Here is a 16,670-nt window from a genome sequence, read left to right as displayed (position 1 = left end):
GGTTACAACGATTCCAACAATTCCGTTCCGACTTTCCAGACATCCCCCGCCCCAAGGGTCAATAGGACATCGCCCTCACGAAGCTCCTCACGCAATTTGGCGATCAAACCGGAGTCACGAGTGAGCCATTGGACAGAGGGATGACCAGACCCCCGAATGGTGTCGGCCATCATCTGTCCGGTGATCCCGGGGATCGGCGCCTCACCGGCGGGATAGATATCCATGACATACACGCGATCCGCCTGTTCGAACGCCTTGGCAAACTCGTCGGCAAGATCCCTGGTTCTTGAAAACCGATGCGGCTGAAACACCACGATCAACGGGCGCTGCCACGCGGCTCGCGCAGCCGCCAAAGTGGCACGAATCTCGGTCGGATGGTGCCCATAGTCGTCCACGACCACAATGCCGTTTTTTTCTCCACGAATCTGGAACCGCCGCTCGACTCCGGCAAAAGCCGCCAGCCCTGCTCTGATCAAATCCACGGGCACATCCAATTCCAATGCCACCCCGATGGCCGCTAACGCATTGGCCACGTTATGCACACCCGGGATACGAATGCGGAAGGGCCCGAGCTTTTGATCCCGGTAATGCGCCCGAAATTCCACACCCATCGCTTTGGTTTCAATGTCCGTCGCAAACAAATCAGAGGTCAGCACACCCGAAAAATCACTCATGCCGTACGTATGATATCGCTTCACCACCCGAGGCAGGAGCTTGCGAATCCAGGGATCATCGGCACACACAATCGCCACGCCGTAGAATGGAATCTTATTGATAAATTCTAAAAATGCCTCCTGAAGACCTTCCATGCTTCCATAATGATCGAGGTGCTCACGGTCGATATTCGTCACGACCACGATGGAGGGTGACAACCGCAAAAACGACCCGTCACTCTCATCGGCTTCCGCAATCAGCAGATCACTCCGGCCCAAACGCGCATGGGTCCCCATGGCATTCACCTTGCCTCCAATCACGAATGTGGGATCGAGGCCGGCTTGCGCAAGAATCGATGCGACCATCGACGTCGTGGTGGTTTTTCCATGAGCGCCGGCAATGGCAATGCCGTACTTCAATCGCATCAGCTCTGCCAGCATTTCCGCGCGCGGAATGACCGGGATCACCTTGGCGCGGGCCGCACGAATTTCCGGATTTGACCCGGCAATGGCTGAGGACACCACCACCACTTGCGCCCCTTCCACATTCGATTCCTGATGCCCGATAAACACGGTGCCCCCTAATTCCTCTAACCGGCGGATCGTGTCAGACACCCCTACATCGGAGCCGGTCACTTTATACCCTAACGTGAGGAGCACCTCTGCGATGCCACTCATCCCGCTTCCTCCAATACCGACCAAATGAATGTGCTGAATTTTTCGAAACATAATGTTTTAGACTTCCAGGGTTGAAGGGAGGATTACCGAAGACGGTCAGTTGATGCGTCCACTGCTGGGAACGCATGGCCTGTAGATCTGGAGGGATCGTCTCAATACCGAGTCGGCCTACCGGGTTGGCGACTTCACCATAAGCCTCTCGTATGACACGACGACTATTGTGGATCTTCCAGACGTGGCCCTGACAGGACTTGCTCTTCATTCCCTGTAAGAGTCCCTCCTCATTAAAGATTGAATAGCTTCAGACAATGGTTTCCACTTTGACTCTATTGTTTGTTCATCCGTGCCATATTTCTCTGTGTCTCACGACGCGACCGGATGCCCCACCAGCGAGAGGCATTCATTCACCATCTGCTCCGTGGCGTTGACTTTCCTGAGGATCCAGCTCTGTCCTGCCATTTTCTGCAGGTGGAGAATATCCAACATCAATCGTTCAATTTCTTCTGCCAGCCGCTGCCCGGTGAGGTCGGATTGCAAGAGCACTCGAGCCGCTCCGGCCGCTTCCATGGACCTGGCATTCATCTCCTGATGATTGTGTGTCGCCTGAGGGAACGGGATGAGGATTCCGACTTTTCCATATGCTGATAACTCAGCCAATGTGCTGGCCCCTGCCCGACAGACGATGAGATCCGCCTTGGCAAGCTCATGAGGCATATCAAAGAGAAAGGGGCGGACATCTACTTGAACGCCCAATTGGGCATAGCCGGCCTTGACCCGTTCGCAATCGTCCGCTCCGGTTTGATGGGTGATGGTCACCTGCTCCCGCAGCCTCGATGAAATCTCCACAGCCTTCAACATGGCCGAATTAATCGCCCGAGCCCCTTGGCTCCCGCCAAAGATCAACAGATGTGAGATCTTCTGCGGAGGAACCGGAGGACATTCCAAGGCAAAAGCCTTTCGAATGGGTGTGCCAATCACCTTGACTTTCGATGAGGAAAAGAAAGGTTTTGCACTGTCAAAGGCGAGAAAGACTTTGTCGGCAAATGGACCCAACACCCGATTGGCCAATCCCGGCATGGCATTCGGTTCCAACAAGACTCTAGGAATATTCAACAACCAGGCCGCCACCACTACGGGAGGACTAAAATACCCGCCCGTCCCAATAACCAGATCGGCTCGATGACCGCGGAGAATCTGAATCGCACGCCATAACGACTTCGGGAGCAGCATGAGGGAACGCACCATGCCAACCAGCCCTCGACCCACAAAACCTTCAACCGTGATCGGTTCAAACCCAAACCCTTCTTTCCCCAGAATTTCTCCCTCTAACGACTTCCCCGTCCCGACAAACACAATGCTCCCCCCAGGGTCATGCTGTTGAAATTCTTTGGCATACGCGATAGCCGGAAACATATGACCTCCCGTCCCACCCGCAGCAATGACGACCCGCATCAGACTATTCTCTTCACTTAAGGGCCGGCTCGTCCCTGTCGAGCCACACTCAGCAAAATTCCAAGAGCTAACATGGTGACCAGCAGCGACGACCCTCCGTAACTGACCAAGGGAAGCGTTAACCCTTTTGTCGGCAACAGCCCACTCACGACGCCTGCATTAATTAGGGCCTGAATACCCAGGAGCATGGTAATGCCCAAAGCGAGATATCGCCCAAATAAATCAGGTGCCAGGGCCGCAACTCGAAATCCTTTACACACCAAAATGGCAAATAGAGCTAACAACCCGCAGGTTCCAATGAGGCCCAGCTCTTCTCCCACCAAGGCCAACACGAAATCGGTATGGCCTTCCGGAAGAAACATCAGCTTTTGCTTGCCCTGCCCAAGACCGACACCAAATAATCCGCCATTTTCCAAGGCCAGGATGGACTGGACAAGTTGATAGCCTGCGCCTTGTCGGTCCGCGAACGGATTCATAAATGTCGTCATCCGTTCCCATCGTTCAGGACTCATCCAGATGAGAGCACCCACACCCACAATCAGCGGCCCACCTAAATAGGTCAAGTGCCGCACTCTCGCTCCGGCAAGATACATCATGCCGACGAACACCAGGCTGATGACGACGGTACTTCCTAAATCCGGCTCCACGACAATGAGCCCACACATGATGCCCACCATCGCCACAGGGGGAAGAAACCCTCGTTGCCAATCAGTGACTCGCCGTTGGGGATTGGAGAGAAATGCCGCGAGGTACAGCACAACAGCCAGCTTGGCCATTTCCGTGGGTTGAATGGAAAAAAATCCAAGTGCGAGCCATCGTCGAGCACCATTGATTTGAGGGCCCACAGCCAGTACCAGCAGTAATCCAACGATACAGCCTCCGACAACCACGGGAATCCATTGCTTCCATTGGCGATAGTCGATGAGAGACCCGACCACCAGGACGCCAAACCCCAGCAGCATCCACACGATCTGTCGTTGGAGGTAATAGGTGGCATTGGTAAATTTATTTTCCGCCATAACCCCACTGGCACTAAACACCATGACCAATCCTCCCAGGGACAGTGCCAGTGTGATTCCCACGATCAGAGGATCGATCCGCTTGGAACCGATGCCCTGATTCCCAGGGAACAGATCCGTCCATGCCCGCGATTCCACATGGGAGTTTTTACGACGCAAGATAGCTGGAATACCCATTTATTGAAGTTCTCCGACAACCCGCTTAAATTCAAGTCCGCGATGATGATAATTCCGAAACATATCGAAACTGGCGCACGCAGGGGAAAACAACACCACATCCCCACTGGACGCGAAAGTCACGGCCTGGGACACCGCATCCGTTAAGCTGGTTGCGAGGGTCACCGGCTTGATCTGATCCAAGGCCTGGAGAATTTTCTGAGTCGCTTCTCCGATCACCACGACGCCCTTGACCTGTCGTTTGATACTGTCCGCCAACTGCGAAAAATCACCGCCTTTGTCTTTTCCACCAAGAATCAAGACCACGGGTTCATGAAAGCTTTGTAGGGCTTTGAGGGTGGCATCCACATTTGTGCCTTTCGAATCATTGACAAAGGTGATGCCCTTCCACTCCCGAACCACCTCTAAGGCATGTTCAAAGGTCGGCGTGGCCTGAAGAGCACGAACCATATCCTCTGCTGAACATCCACAGAGCAATCCGACACACATCGCCGCCATCGCATTTGCCACGTTATGGTCTCCGCGCATGGGGAGGGCATCACGTGAAGCGATGAAAAAATCCTTCCCGTGCATCCGCGCTCTCATCTCGCCTGCTTCGAGATACACCCCCTGATTCACTTTTTTGGTAAGACTGAATTCACAGATGCCTGCCCGTGCCGACATTGCCAGGGTTCTCACCACAGGATCGTCCACATTAATCAGCGCCCAATCCTGAATCGTCTGATTTTCAAAGATACGCTGCTTGGCAGCCCGATAATCTTCTGGAGTGGGATGTCGATCCAAATGATCCGGCGTCACATTTAACAATGCGGCAACCCAGGGTTTAAACAGGTGGATCGTTTCTAATTGGAAGCTCGAGACTTCTGCGACAATATACTCATAGTCAGGCCCAGGAGACGGGTCCGTTTGTTTACGCACCGCCTCACATAATGGAATGCCCAGATTGCCGCCCACAAATGCCCGCTTTCCACAATGTTGCAGGATCGATCCAATGAGGCGTACCGTGGTACTTTTCCCGTTGGTTCCGGTCACCGCAATAATGGGAGCCCGAAGAAACCATCCGGCTAACTCAATTTCCCCAATAACCGGAATGCCCCGTTGGACAATCTCCTGGAGAAGACGATGGTCCTTGGAGACCCCTGGACTGACGACCAGGAGGTCGAGATCCCTCAACCCGTCGGCAACGTCATCCCCTCCGAACACTCGTACCCCTCGAAGACGATATTCTGCGGACGTGGACTCAACCTCCTGACTTGTATGTTCTTCGACGATCGTCACCACCGCGCCAAGATCCAGAAGGAGATCGACAGCTGCCCTGCCGCTTCGTCCAAGGCCAAACACCGTGACACGCTTATTTGGCCAACTCGTCATGGGAAACACGGGAGTGACATTCACGGCTTCCATGGCTCCACAGGGTTCCACAAAGATCCTCTGCTTAGCGTAACTTCAATGTGCTAATACTTAAGAGGCCCAAAATGATCGCAATAATCCATAACCGCACTACCACTTTGGGCTCTTCCCAGCCCTTCAGTTCGAAATGATGATGCAATGGCGCCATAAGGAAAATTCGTTTTCCCCTGGACTTAAACGATGCCACTTGAAAAATCACGGACACCGCTTCCATTACAAAAACTCCACCAACCAGGATCAATAACAATTCATGTTTGCACACCACTGCCACCGTCCCTAAGGCCGCACCCAGGGGTAAGGATCCTACATCACCCATGAAGACCGACGCGGGATATGTGTTAAACCAGAGAAAACCCAATCCCGCCCCAACAATGGAGGCCGTCAGGATGGCCAATTCCCCGGCTCCTTCAATATGAGGAACGAGCAGGTACCCGGAGACCAATTTATTTCCGACGGCCCAGGCTACCACCGAATAGGCCATCGCTGAAATAATGACCGGTCCGACGGCCAACCCATCCAGCCCGTCAGTGAGATTCACCGCATTGGAACACCCCACAATGACCAGAACGGCAAATGGGATGTAGAAGACTCCTAAATCGGGAGTAAAGTTTTTAAAGAACGGCACACTGAGTTCCGTGGAATAGCCGGGAGAAAGATAAAAAAAGAGCCCAATGCCCAACGCCACTCCTAACTGTCCAACGATTTTTTGCGTAGCCGTCAATCCCTTGGATTGGCCACGTAAAATTTTAATGTAATCATCCACAAATCCGATCATCCCGAAACCCACAAGCGATAGGAGGACCAACCAGACATAGAAATTGGAGATATCCGCCCACAACACGGTTGAGAGCAAGACCGAAAAGATGATGAGCAATCCTCCCATCGTAGGGGTACCGGATTTTCCCAAATGCGATTGCGGGCCATCAGTTCGTATTTTTTGCCCGAGTTTCAAGGTCTGCAATTTTTTGATCATGGGAGGGGCCAGGAAAAACACAATCAGAAAAGCGGTCACTGCCGCATAAATAATGCGAAAACTGAGATACCGAAAGACATTGAAGATGGCAAATTCGGTATGAAGGGGATAAAGCCAGAGATACAGCATTAGGATGTACTTTCTTCGGGTAGAGGGAAAGAAGCCTCGCCCAGATCTTGTTGCTCATTCATCATCACGGTTAGACGTTTCACTCTCGAGGACTCCTTATGGCCCTGGTACCCAGCCCGATTCATGCCGCCTAGGACCCGGGGCGAACGGCGTCGAGCACTCGTTCCATTTTTGCTCCACGGGAAGCCTTAATGAGCACAGCATCCCCACGCTTCACAATGGTTTTCAGTAAGGCACCGGCTTCCGTGGCATCTTTCACTACGGACACGTGGGTGGGTCCGTGTACTTTTTGAGCACCTTCGGACATGTTGTGTCCAAACGCACCACAGGCAATTAAATGCGTAACATGGTGCTTGGCCGCATCGCGTCCTATTTCCTGATGAAACTGCGCCTCTTTAGGGCCCAACTCAAGCATGTCACCCAATACGGCGATCGTCCTTTTGGCCATATTCAGTCCAACAAGCGATTCCAACGCAGCTTTGACTGAAGCAGGGTTGGCGTTATAACAATCATAGAGATACAGCACTCCACCCCATCTGCGAATCTCCGACCGCATGGGAGCGGGGCGAAACTTTTGTAATCCTGAAACGATGTCATCGCCCGACAATCCCATGGCACAACCCACTGACGCGCCAGCCAGGGCGTTGGCAATATTGTGCGGGCCCATGATTCGCACACTGGCTCGTTTGGCCAATTTTCGATGAGGTAAGAACAGGCGAAATTCCGTTCTCCGTCCGTTCCACTCCAAGTCAACCGCCCGAACATCCGCCTGAGCCGACATCCCGAATGAGATCACCGGGCATTTCGCTTTCCGGGAAAACATTTCAAAATATCGGTCGTCTGCATTCAGGATTGCCGCACCATCAGTTCGAGGAAGCCAATCCAATAGTTCAGCCTTCGATGTGGCCGACCTGGCCATTGTGCCGTAAAATTCCAAATGGTCGGGACCGACATTGGTGATCACCCCTGCCGTAGGCCTGGTCATGTCACACAATTGAGTCGTCTGCCCCACTTGATCCACCCCCATTTCAATGACGGCAGCCTGGTGTTTGGAGTGCAGACCCAGGAGCGTCCTGGGTACCCCTATGGCATTGTTAAAATTCCCTTGCGTTTTATGGACGCGCCAGCGGGTCGCCAGCACCTGATACACCATTTCCTTTGTCGTCGTTTTTCCATTGCTGCCGGTAATGGCCACCACCGGAATTGAAAAGCGTAATCGATGGAATCTGGCTAAGTCCTGGTAAGCTCGCAGGGTATTGGTTACCGCCACCACCATGACAGGACCCTGGCCAGCCTGACGTACTTGCGTCAACATCTCCCGGGCCTGCGCCTCCTCAACCACCACACCTCGGGCTCCCAGCTTGCAGGCCGTTTTCACAAATTCATGGCCATCGAATTTCTCCCCTTTCAAGGCCAGAAACAAATCACCGGCTTTAAGCTCCCGCGAATCCGTTTGCACTCGAAGCTTTCTTCCTTTCTGTGGTCCCTGTAGGAGCAACCTCCCCTCCGTCGCATCGAGCACTTCGTTGATCTCAAAAGCTGCCATCTTGAATCGTCAGCGCTACCGGGAACCCATCTGTCGATGGATGGCCTTCCTGGCTTCTTCACGATCATCAAAATGAATTTTTTGAGTGCCGAGAATTTGGTAGTCTTCATGCCCCTTCCCCGCAATCAACAATAAATCTCCGTCCCTGGCTTCTGAAACCGCGGCATGAATGGCTTCGGCGCGATCGGTAATGATCCGATAGGGACACCTTTCGGCCGGAAGCAGGGATTGAATGCCCTGTTCGATTTGATTCAGGATTGTTTCGGGATTTTCTGTTCGCGGATTATCGGACGTGACTATCACCACATTGCTATGTCGTGCCGCAACCTGCCCCATCTTGGGCCGTTTTCCTGGATCCCGGTCGCCCCCACAGCCAAATAGGGTAATGATTCTTCCTTTTGTAATGGCCTGCGCTGCTCGAAGCAATCGATACAGCGCATCTTCGGTATGCGCATAATCCACGACGACCGTAAATGGTTGGCCTTCATTGATGCGTTCAAACCGTCCGGGTACATTGGCCACTGACTGCACGGCTTGTTCAATCATTGGAACCGTCATGCCCATTTCCAGGCCAATTCCGATTGCAGCCAGCATATTCGACACATTATGTTCTCCCACCAACTGGCTGTTGATTGTCAACGGGCCCTTGGGACTGTTCACCAGAAATTCCGTTCCCACCATAGAAAGGCGAACAGATTCCGCTTTGATGTCTGCATGGGAATGAAGCCCATAGGTCCAGGTCGGAATGGAACAATGTTGAAGAATCAGGGATGCCCGTTCATCATCCGCATTGATGAGGGCTCGTTTGGGGCGGGTCTTCTGACCGCTATCGACGTATTCGGTAAATAAACGGAGTTTCGCCTGAAAATAGGCATCCAACGTGTGATGAAAATCTAAATGGTCTTGCGTGAGATTGGTAAACACGACGATGTCGAATTCACAGCCGGCTATCCGGTCTAAGGCCAACGCATGGGAAGAGACCTCCATGACCGCGACATCCATTCCGGCATTGACCATGGCGCTCAACATGTTCTGTAGCTCGACAGGAGCCGGAGTGGTATGTGACGCCACACGGCGCTCTGTCCCGAATACATAGCCTACGGTCCCCAACAGTCCCACATGATGTCCTTGAGCTTCCAGCAGGGATTTGGCTAAATGCGTCACCGTGGTTTTGCCGTTCGTCCCCGTGACCCCCACCATACGCAAGTGGGCAGAGGGCATACCGGAAAGTTTTGCCGCCAACAACCCCAAGGCCTTCCGGGAATTTGTCACTCGAATGAGCGCAGACGAGTTTCCTGCTAATGGTGGATTTTGTATCTCAAATCCCTCCTCCACCACCACACCAACTGCCCCGTGCTTTTGAGCCAGTCTCACAAACTGATGTCCATCATAGTGCTCCCCTTTGATGGCCACAAATACTGAACCAGGCTTCACTTGTCGGGAGTCCTCGGTCACGAATACAACCTCAGCCTGAAGATTCCCTTCACGTACCACCGTATCCAGTGAGGCAAGAAGCTCTTGAAGCGTCACAGATTACTGCACAATGGGCTGCGGTGAAGGAATTGGCGAATTGGCCGCAGCCGTCCGAATAACTGCGGATCCACCTGGCAACACTCCTAAATGAGGCAAGACGCGCTCTGCGACCTTTCGAAAGACCGGAGCGGCAATTTCCCCACCCCAGTTCCCAATCGTCGGTTCATCAATGACGACTAACATGGCCAGACGGGGGCGCTCGACTGGTGCAAATCCGACAAACGAAGCAATCACTTGTGAAGAAGAGTAGGACCCGGTTTTCGGGTCAATTTTTTGAGCCGTCCCTGTCTTTCCCGCAGCGCGATATCCGGCAAGTCTGGCACGCTTGCCTGTTCCTGCCTCTACGGCCAGTTCGAGAATCCGAGTTAACGTGCCGGTTGTCTCAAGTGAAATCGGTCGCCGTTTGGGTTGTGGCTCTTTGGTCAAGACGGCCTGTCCGCTTGAGTCCAGAATCGAAGAGACGACGTAGGGCGTCATCAGCCAACCACCATTGGCCACCACTGACATGGCTGTGACCATTTGAATCGGGGTGACGGCGATTTCCTGACCCATGGCAATGGAAGAAAGGCTTCGACCACTCCATTTATTGGGCTCCCGGAGTATCCCTGAGGACTCTCCCGGAAGATCGATTTCAGTTTTTTCTCCAAATCCAAAGGCTTTTAAATATCGAAAAACCCGGTTTTGCCCTAATTCCATGGCGACTTTGATCGCACCCACATTACTCGATTGCGCCACCGCTTCGGAAAACGTCATCCAACTGGTTTTTGCCGGATCATGAACAATGGTCCCTGCCACCGACATCTTTCCGTCTCCCCCATAAATTAACGTGTCTGGAGACATCACCTGCTCTTCAAGCGCCGCCGCTGCCACCACAATTTTCAATGTTGACCCCGGCTCATAGGGATCCGTCACCAGTCGATTTCGCCAATCCTGAGTGGAGAACTGCCCTAAATGATTAGGGTCAAAGGTCGGATGCAGTGCCCACGCAAGAATCGCTCCGTTCAAGGGATCCATGATCACAATGCTTCCAGATTTCGCGCCGCTTTGCTTCAAAGCTTGGGCCAACTCCGCCTCTGCAATGAATTGGACAACCTCATCTATGGTCAACGTGAGATGATACCCAGTCGACAAGGGTACAGAATCATGACTTGGGGGTGAGGCAAGCTTTCTGCCCAGAGCGTCCCTTTGGTATTTCACCAGGTTTTTTTCACCCCGTAGATAGGACTCATATTGAAGTTCCACCCCTTCTAAGCCCTGGCTATCAATTCCGGCAAACCCCACCAGATGGGAGACCAATTCTCCCTTGGGATAAAAACGATGCGGTTCTTTGGTCAATCCCAATCCGGATATATTCAACGCCTCCACTTCCTTGACGACGGGTTCCGGAATATTGCGTTTAACCCAAACGTATGGCTGATTGCGTGTGAACAAATCGCGTAATTCCTTGACCGGCATTTGTAAGATCGGCGCTAAGGATCGGGCTACCCGTTGTGGATCATTCAAGGACGGCGGCCTCACATACAATGAGGACACTTCCACATTGAGAGCCAGTGGATGACCTTGTCGATCAACAATGACCCCTCGATCAGGCTGAACGACCACGGTCTTTTCGTGTTGCTGTTGTGCCTGGTGAGCTCCAACGTCCGCTTGAAGGACCTGCAGGTAAAACAGCCGGCAACCAATAAGGACAAACCCGCAAAGGAGGCCCAAGCAGACAATGCCACTTCGGATTCGACAGACGGGATGAATGTCCTGAGATGGCGTTTTCACGGAAGGCTCACAACGGTATTGCCATATTCACGGACCAAACGAACAGGAAAATTTCCATCCGATTCAGACTGGGGTAACGTATCCAGCGAGACCATGACGATCTGTCCTTCCTGAGCCACGGTGAGTCCCAATTGATTTTGCGCCCGTTGGGCAACTCGTTGCGGATCCGTTAACTGCGACAGCCGAACCTGCAAGCGTTCTTGCTGTTTTTTGAATACCGCACGCTGAGTTTCTAACTCTTCAATGGCATACCCCAGTCGCCACATGTCTATCTTGACCCCAACATAGAGCAGACACCACACCCCCAATAGAATCATGACGCCAAGGAACACGTTTTTCCTCATAGAGTCTCTCCTTCCGGAAGGCGCTCGGCCACACGTAACTTAGCGCTTCTGGCACGAGGATTTTGTTGTATTTCCAACACACTCGGAATCACAGGCTTTTTGACCAGCAATGCAACTTTTGGATGCTCTCTCTGCGCCAGAGAACGAAACGTCTGCTTTACAATACGATCTTCTAACGAGTGAAAGGCTATAACACACACCCTTCCGCCATCCTTCAACAGGTCGATGGCATCTCGGATAGCCGGCTCGAGCAAGTCCAATTCACGATTCACGCGTATCCGAAGCGCCTGAAAGGTTCTAGTCGCAAAATGTAAGCGCCCCTTTTTGTAGACATAAGGAAGCGCACCCTCAAGGACAGACACCAAGGTCTGCGTGGTCTGAATAAGACCGGCCCCCCTGGCCTGCACGATTGCACGGGCAATTCGACGGGAATACCGTTCTTCACCGTAGGTAAAAATGACATCCGCCAACTCTTTTTCCGGAAGATGATTCACCAGATCAGCTGCTGTGACTTTCTGGGTTTGATCCATTCGCATATCCAATGGCCCACTTAGGGAAAAACTAAATCCACGCTCTGCCTGGTCCAACTGCATTGAGGACACCCCTAAATCAAACACAACCCCGTCAACCTTCTCATAGCCTGACTCCTGAACAAAATCTCGAATGTGGGAGAAATTCCCATGTAGTATCTTTACAGACGATTCATATTCACTTAATGTCTTCTTCGCAAGAGCAACGGCCTGATAATCACGGTCCAAACCAATAATATGAGCATTTTTTCCGGTTTTTTCCAGTATCTTCAGCGACGTTCCACCAATTCCCACAGTACAATCAACATAAACTCCACCAGGAAGCGGATTAAGCCAGAAACAGATTTCCTCTACGAGTACCGGTATATGAACATCATTCATGCACAGCTTGTTTCATTTTTGCAATATATGTGGAATTCATCCCACTTTCTCCCACACCTGGAAGTATACAACCCTCGCCTATGATGTCAAGCACTCAGAAAAGGTTGCAAGAAGGTAGGAGCTAGGGAATAAGAAATTTAGGAGCCATGGCCATAATGTTTGTGAACCTCAAAGTATTCCCCAAAAATATTTTCAAGGATACAACGTATAGAGCATCCTGGGGAATGGAATCGTTTCTCGAACATGGTCCAATCCACAAATCCAGGCGACGACTCGCTCAATTCCCATACCAAAACCAGCATGAGGAACCGTTCCGTATCGTCGCAAATCCACGTACCACTTAAAGGCCTCCTCAGGAAGGTCGTGAGCTTTAATTTGCGTCAGCAATTCATCCAAATCATGGATTCGTTGGCCCCCTCCAATAATTTCTCCATATCCCTCCGGCGCGAGCATATCCATACATAACGCCAAGTCTGGCCTCTCTGGATCTTTCGCCATATAAAATGCTTTGGCAGCAGCCGGATATCGATGAACAATCACCGGACGATCAAATTCTTGTGCCAAAGATGTTTCGTCATCGGCTCCGAAATCATCGCCGAATTGAATAGCGATCCCCTTTTGTTGAAGACGCGTCAGGGCCTCTTCATAGGTTATTCGCGGAAAGGGTTTGGCCATGGCTTCTAATTTTGGAATATCCCGCTCTAAGATTTCCAGTTCGGGTCGACGAGTTTCTACGACTTGCTGAATAACCGTTGAAACCAATTCCTCTGCCAGTTGCATGGCATCCGGTAGGTCGGCAAAGGCCATTTCCGGTTCAACCATCCAAAACTCCATCAGATGACGTCTGGTTTTTGATTTTTCCGCTCGAAAGGTTGGACCAAAACAGTATATTTTCCCAAAAGCCGTTGCAGCCGCTTCTCCATATAATTGACCGCTTTGAGCTAAAAAGGCTACCTGGTCAAAATATTGAGTTTGAAATAAGGTCGTGGTGCCCTCGCAGGCGTTTGGGGTAAAAATCGGCGTATCAATTAAGGTAAAACCTCGATCATCAAAAAAATTCCGACACGTCCGAATTATTTCATGGCGAACCCGTAAAATGGCGTGCTGGCGTCGCGACCGCAACCAGAGATGCCGATATTCCATCAGGAAACCAACTCCATGGTCTTTCGGTTGGATGGGAAAGGGTTCTGCAATGTGCATCACTGCCAATGTGGATACATCAAGTTCAAATCCACCTGGCGCTCGAGCATCCCTTCGAGGTTTTCCAGTCAGAATCACAGAAGACTCCTGGGTTAACTGACTACACAAAGAAAATTGGTCGTCGCCAACCTCCCCTTTGCTTAAAATAGCCTGGAGATCTCCTGTGCCATCACGCACCGTTAAAAAGCTTAATTTTCCGCTCGAGCGTCGGTTGCGGATCCATCCCTTGATGGTAATGTCCTGCCCTTCAAACTGTGAAATCTGTTCAATCGAGACGACCGACTGTTCCGGCATGATGCTGCTCCCTCCCGCTCTCGCAAAGAAAAAATTGACACCCTGAAAATTCAGCCGCTATGATCATTTGTCTATAAAGAGATACCTCAGGAACGTAAGGAGGCTTTCAAATATGAGTTACACCATCACTGTCAGTGAATTAAAAGCTCGGATGGATAAAGGCGATAAAATTTTCTTGTTGGATGTCCGAGAACCCCACGAATACTCCATGGCAAAAATAGAGGGATCAGTGCTGATTCCTCTTGGCCAGGTTCCCCATTCCCTGAAACAATTGGACCCGAGCGCTGAGATTGTTGCGTATTGTCATAAAGGCATGCGGAGTGCGGATGCCGTGGGATTTCTTTTGCAACAGGGATTCTCGAATGTTAAAAATCTGATTGGAGGAATTGAAGCCTGGTCCATTGAAATCGACCAATCCGTTCCGAGGTATTAACCGAGAAGCTACCAGGTGAAATCATTCTCCTTCCACACGCAACGGAGGGGTTATTTTCCAGTTCCACGAAAAAAATCGACTGTCCGGGTAAGCCCTTCCTGCAAAGTAACCTGAGGATCCCAGCCAAATACCTCTCTGAGTTTTGTCACATCCAACACACTCCTGAATTGCTCGCCCTTCTTTGCCGCTCCATATAGCTCTTTGCATTGGCACTTCGTTAAACTTTTAATAATTCCATAACATTCGTTGATAGTCGTCTCCTGGCCAGTTCCCACATTAAAAATTCCCCGAACATCCTCTCCCAAGGTCACCAAGATCGCTTCCACCGCATCATCCACATAGATAAAGTCTCTAGTCTGCTTGCCAGTTCCATTGACAATCGGTTGACCACCATCCAACATTTGTTTTGAGAAAATAGCCACGACCCCTGCCTCCCCCTCAGAGTCCTGCCTGGGGCCATAGACATTTGCAAAACGAAGCGCCACATACCGGAGTCCGGTCGCATTTGCGTAATAGGCTAAATATTTTTCTCCGGCCAGCTTACTGATTCCATAAGGAGAAAGAGGTTCTGTCCGGTGTGATTCTGCGGCCGGAAATATTTCCTGTTCCCCATAGACCACACCACCCGACGATGCAAATGTCACCTTTCGCACACCCTGCTTCACGGCATGCTCTAAAACATTGATGGTCCCTAAAATATTGACTTGCGCGTCAAACCCCGGATCATCCGTGGAATGGCGTACGCTCATTTGCGCGGCCAGATGAACGACAATGAGGGGACGCTCATTTCGGAATACCCGTTCAATCCGCTTACTCTGAATATCCATTTTATAAAATTGGGCTTTTTTATTGACATTCTTTCGCTTCCCTGTAGAAAGGTTATCAACAACAATGACCTCATTGCCTTCCTGAATTAACCGGTCAACCAGATGTGATCCAATGAATCCAGCTCCCCCGGTCACCAGAATTTTTGTAGACATGCCCGGCATTCTCCTTTTATATGCTTAGGTTAAGGGGCTAGTAATTGGCGTGCTTCCCTTCAGTACTCATCGTTTCGTTTTTTCATTCCCACCAACATCTCTTTATTTCCTTTTTTTCCCAGTAGGGTCGAATCCATGACACCAATGACGTCGAGACGAAGGCTACGGACATAATCCACAAAACCGTCCCTCACCTGCTCACGCAATCGTTCATCACGGACAATGCCTCCCTTTCCGACTTGTCCTTTCCCGACTTCAAACTGCGGCTTGACCAATGCGACAAGATATGCCTGATCACGCAGGACAGGCAAAATCACTGGCAATACCAAACGTAGGGAAATGAATGAAACATCGATTACCGCCAAATCAACCGGTTCAGGGATATCTTGGGGGCACAAATGGCGGATATTGCAACGATCCATGACCACAACACGAGGATCCGTTCTCAGCTTCCAATCTAACTGCCCATACCCTACGTCAATGGCATAGACTCGATTTGCGCCACGTTGCAACACACAATCCGTGAACCCCCCGGTAGAGGCACCCACATCCATCACCACACAGCCTGAACAGGAAATAAAAAAGGCATCCAAGGCAGGTGCCAGCTTTTCACCGGCTCGGCTGGCATACGCGCATTCCGGCTTCGTCAATTCCAGCGAAACAGTTGTCGCAACCAGCTTTCCTGGCTTATCAATAAGGACCCCATCGACTTTCACTCGACCGGCAAGAATAAGTCGGGAGGCCTGTTCTCTGCTTGCGACCAATTCCTGATTCAGGACAAGGGAATCCAGTCTTTCTTTTGAAGGTCTCCGGGAAGGAGCTGATGGGTGAGCAGCCTTCATATGTTCATGCCCATGAAGCAGACAATGCGAAGATCACGTATTGAAAGAGAGAGTCGTGGAGAAAATTTACGATTCTGGTGAATTGGAATCCTCAATCGAAAAAGCCTGTATACGCTTTCTTCCATCCTTGTCTTGCACAAGGATCTCCACTTTGCGTTCTGCATCATCCAGCATTTTCAGGCAGGTTTTTGAGAGCTTGACTCCTTCCTCAAAAATCCTCAAGGATTCATCCAAGGAAAGCTCCCCGCGCTCCAACTCGGCCACAATAGTTTCCAAGCGAGACAGTGCTTTTTCAAATTTCAGTACAGCCATAAATATTGTCCGAG

Annotated in this window: 15 protein-coding genes; 1 reads left to right on the top strand and 14 read right to left on the bottom strand. The window is 51.2% G+C overall.

What is annotated here, in order from left to right:
• Positions 1-2: 2 nt before the first annotated feature.
• The 11 genes from murC to asnS all read right to left on the bottom strand — a co-directional run bounded on the left by murC (position 3) and on the right by asnS (position 14,089).
• Complete coding sequence (gene murC, locus PQG83_RS17650; RefSeq protein WP_312743913.1) at positions 3-1,382, bottom strand: UDP-N-acetylmuramate--L-alanine ligase; 1,380 nt, start codon at positions 1,380-1,382, stop codon at positions 3-5.
• Between the two features lie 312 nt (positions 1,383-1,694).
• Positions 1,695-2,783: an undecaprenyldiphospho-muramoylpentapeptide beta-N-acetylglucosaminyltransferase gene (gene murG / locus PQG83_RS17645; protein WP_312743912.1), complete on the bottom strand. Its 1,089-nt coding sequence runs from the start codon at positions 2,781-2,783 to the stop codon at positions 1,695-1,697.
• A 17-nt stretch (positions 2,784-2,800) separates the two neighbouring features.
• On the bottom strand, positions 2,801-3,979 hold the full coding sequence (ftsW, locus tag PQG83_RS17640; protein WP_312743911.1) for a putative lipid II flippase FtsW: 1,179 nt from the start codon (positions 3,977-3,979) through the stop codon (positions 2,801-2,803).
• Positions 3,980-5,401, bottom strand: a complete 1,422-nt coding sequence (gene murD / locus PQG83_RS17635; protein ID WP_312743910.1) for a UDP-N-acetylmuramoyl-L-alanine--D-glutamate ligase — start codon at positions 5,399-5,401, stop codon at positions 3,980-3,982.
• Between the two features lie 13 nt (positions 5,402-5,414).
• Positions 5,415-6,491, bottom strand: coding sequence for a phospho-N-acetylmuramoyl-pentapeptide-transferase (gene mraY, locus PQG83_RS17630; RefSeq protein WP_312646141.1), 1,077 nt, complete (start codon positions 6,489-6,491; stop codon positions 5,415-5,417).
• A 130-nt stretch (positions 6,492-6,621) separates the two neighbouring features.
• Positions 6,622-8,037 carry a UDP-N-acetylmuramoyl-tripeptide--D-alanyl-D-alanine ligase gene (locus PQG83_RS17625; protein ID WP_312743909.1) on the bottom strand — a complete coding sequence of 472 codons (1,416 nt, stop codon included), beginning with the start codon at positions 8,035-8,037 and terminating at the stop codon, positions 6,622-6,624.
• A 15-nt stretch (positions 8,038-8,052) separates the two neighbouring features.
• Entirely contained in the window at positions 8,053-9,567 is a 1,515-nt protein-coding gene (locus PQG83_RS17620) for a UDP-N-acetylmuramoyl-L-alanyl-D-glutamate--2,6-diaminopimelate ligase (RefSeq protein WP_312743906.1), read from the bottom strand.
• 3 nt (positions 9,568-9,570) lie between these two features.
• Positions 9,571-11,340 (bottom strand): peptidoglycan D,D-transpeptidase FtsI family protein, encoded by a 1,770-nt coding sequence (locus PQG83_RS17615; protein WP_312743903.1) that lies wholly within the window; start codon positions 11,338-11,340, stop codon positions 9,571-9,573.
• Positions 11,337-11,684, bottom strand: a complete 348-nt coding sequence (locus tag PQG83_RS17610) for an FtsB/FtsL family cell division protein (RefSeq protein WP_312743900.1) — start codon at positions 11,682-11,684, stop codon at positions 11,337-11,339. Before PQG83_RS17610 ends, PQG83_RS17615 begins: the two co-directional genes overlap by 4 nt.
• The gene (rsmH, locus tag PQG83_RS17605) at positions 11,681-12,601 is read right to left on the bottom strand and encodes a 16S rRNA (cytosine(1402)-N(4))-methyltransferase RsmH (protein WP_441303064.1); all 921 of its coding nucleotides are present in this window, start codon (positions 12,599-12,601) and stop codon (positions 11,681-11,683) included. Before rsmH ends, PQG83_RS17610 begins: the two co-directional genes overlap by 4 nt.
• 186 nt (positions 12,602-12,787) lie before the next feature.
• The gene (asnS, locus tag PQG83_RS17600; RefSeq protein ID WP_312743894.1) at positions 12,788-14,089 is read right to left on the bottom strand and encodes an asparagine--tRNA ligase; all 1,302 of its coding nucleotides are present in this window, start codon (positions 14,087-14,089) and stop codon (positions 12,788-12,790) included.
• A 112-nt stretch (positions 14,090-14,201) separates the two neighbouring features.
• Between asnS and PQG83_RS17595 the strand changes: the two genes are divergently transcribed.
• Positions 14,202-14,522, top strand: a complete 321-nt coding sequence (locus PQG83_RS17595; RefSeq protein WP_312743891.1) for a rhodanese-like domain-containing protein — start codon at positions 14,202-14,204, stop codon at positions 14,520-14,522.
• Positions 14,523-14,572: 50 nt separating this feature from the next.
• On the opposite strand, the gene PQG83_RS17590 is transcribed toward PQG83_RS17595, so the two are convergent.
• The 3 genes from PQG83_RS17590 to xseB form a co-directional block, all read right to left on the bottom strand.
• The gene (locus PQG83_RS17590; protein ID WP_312743888.1) at positions 14,573-15,502 is read right to left on the bottom strand and encodes an NAD-dependent epimerase/dehydratase family protein; all 930 of its coding nucleotides are present in this window, start codon (positions 15,500-15,502) and stop codon (positions 14,573-14,575) included.
• 59 nt (positions 15,503-15,561) lie between these two features.
• Positions 15,562-16,344: a TlyA family RNA methyltransferase gene (locus tag PQG83_RS17585; RefSeq protein WP_312743885.1), complete on the bottom strand. Its 783-nt coding sequence runs from the start codon at positions 16,342-16,344 to the stop codon at positions 15,562-15,564.
• Positions 16,345-16,410: 66 nt separating this feature from the next.
• Positions 16,411-16,656: an exodeoxyribonuclease VII small subunit gene (gene xseB, locus PQG83_RS17580; protein ID WP_312743882.1), complete on the bottom strand. Its 246-nt coding sequence runs from the start codon at positions 16,654-16,656 to the stop codon at positions 16,411-16,413.
• Between the last annotated feature and the right edge of the window lie 14 nt (positions 16,657-16,670).

The sequence above is a fragment of the Candidatus Nitrospira neomarina genome, assembly GCF_032051675.1.
GTDB lineage: Bacteria > Nitrospirota > Nitrospiria > Nitrospirales > UBA8639 > Nitrospira_E > Nitrospira_E neomarina.
This window is presented reverse-complemented; position numbering and strand designations above follow the sequence as displayed.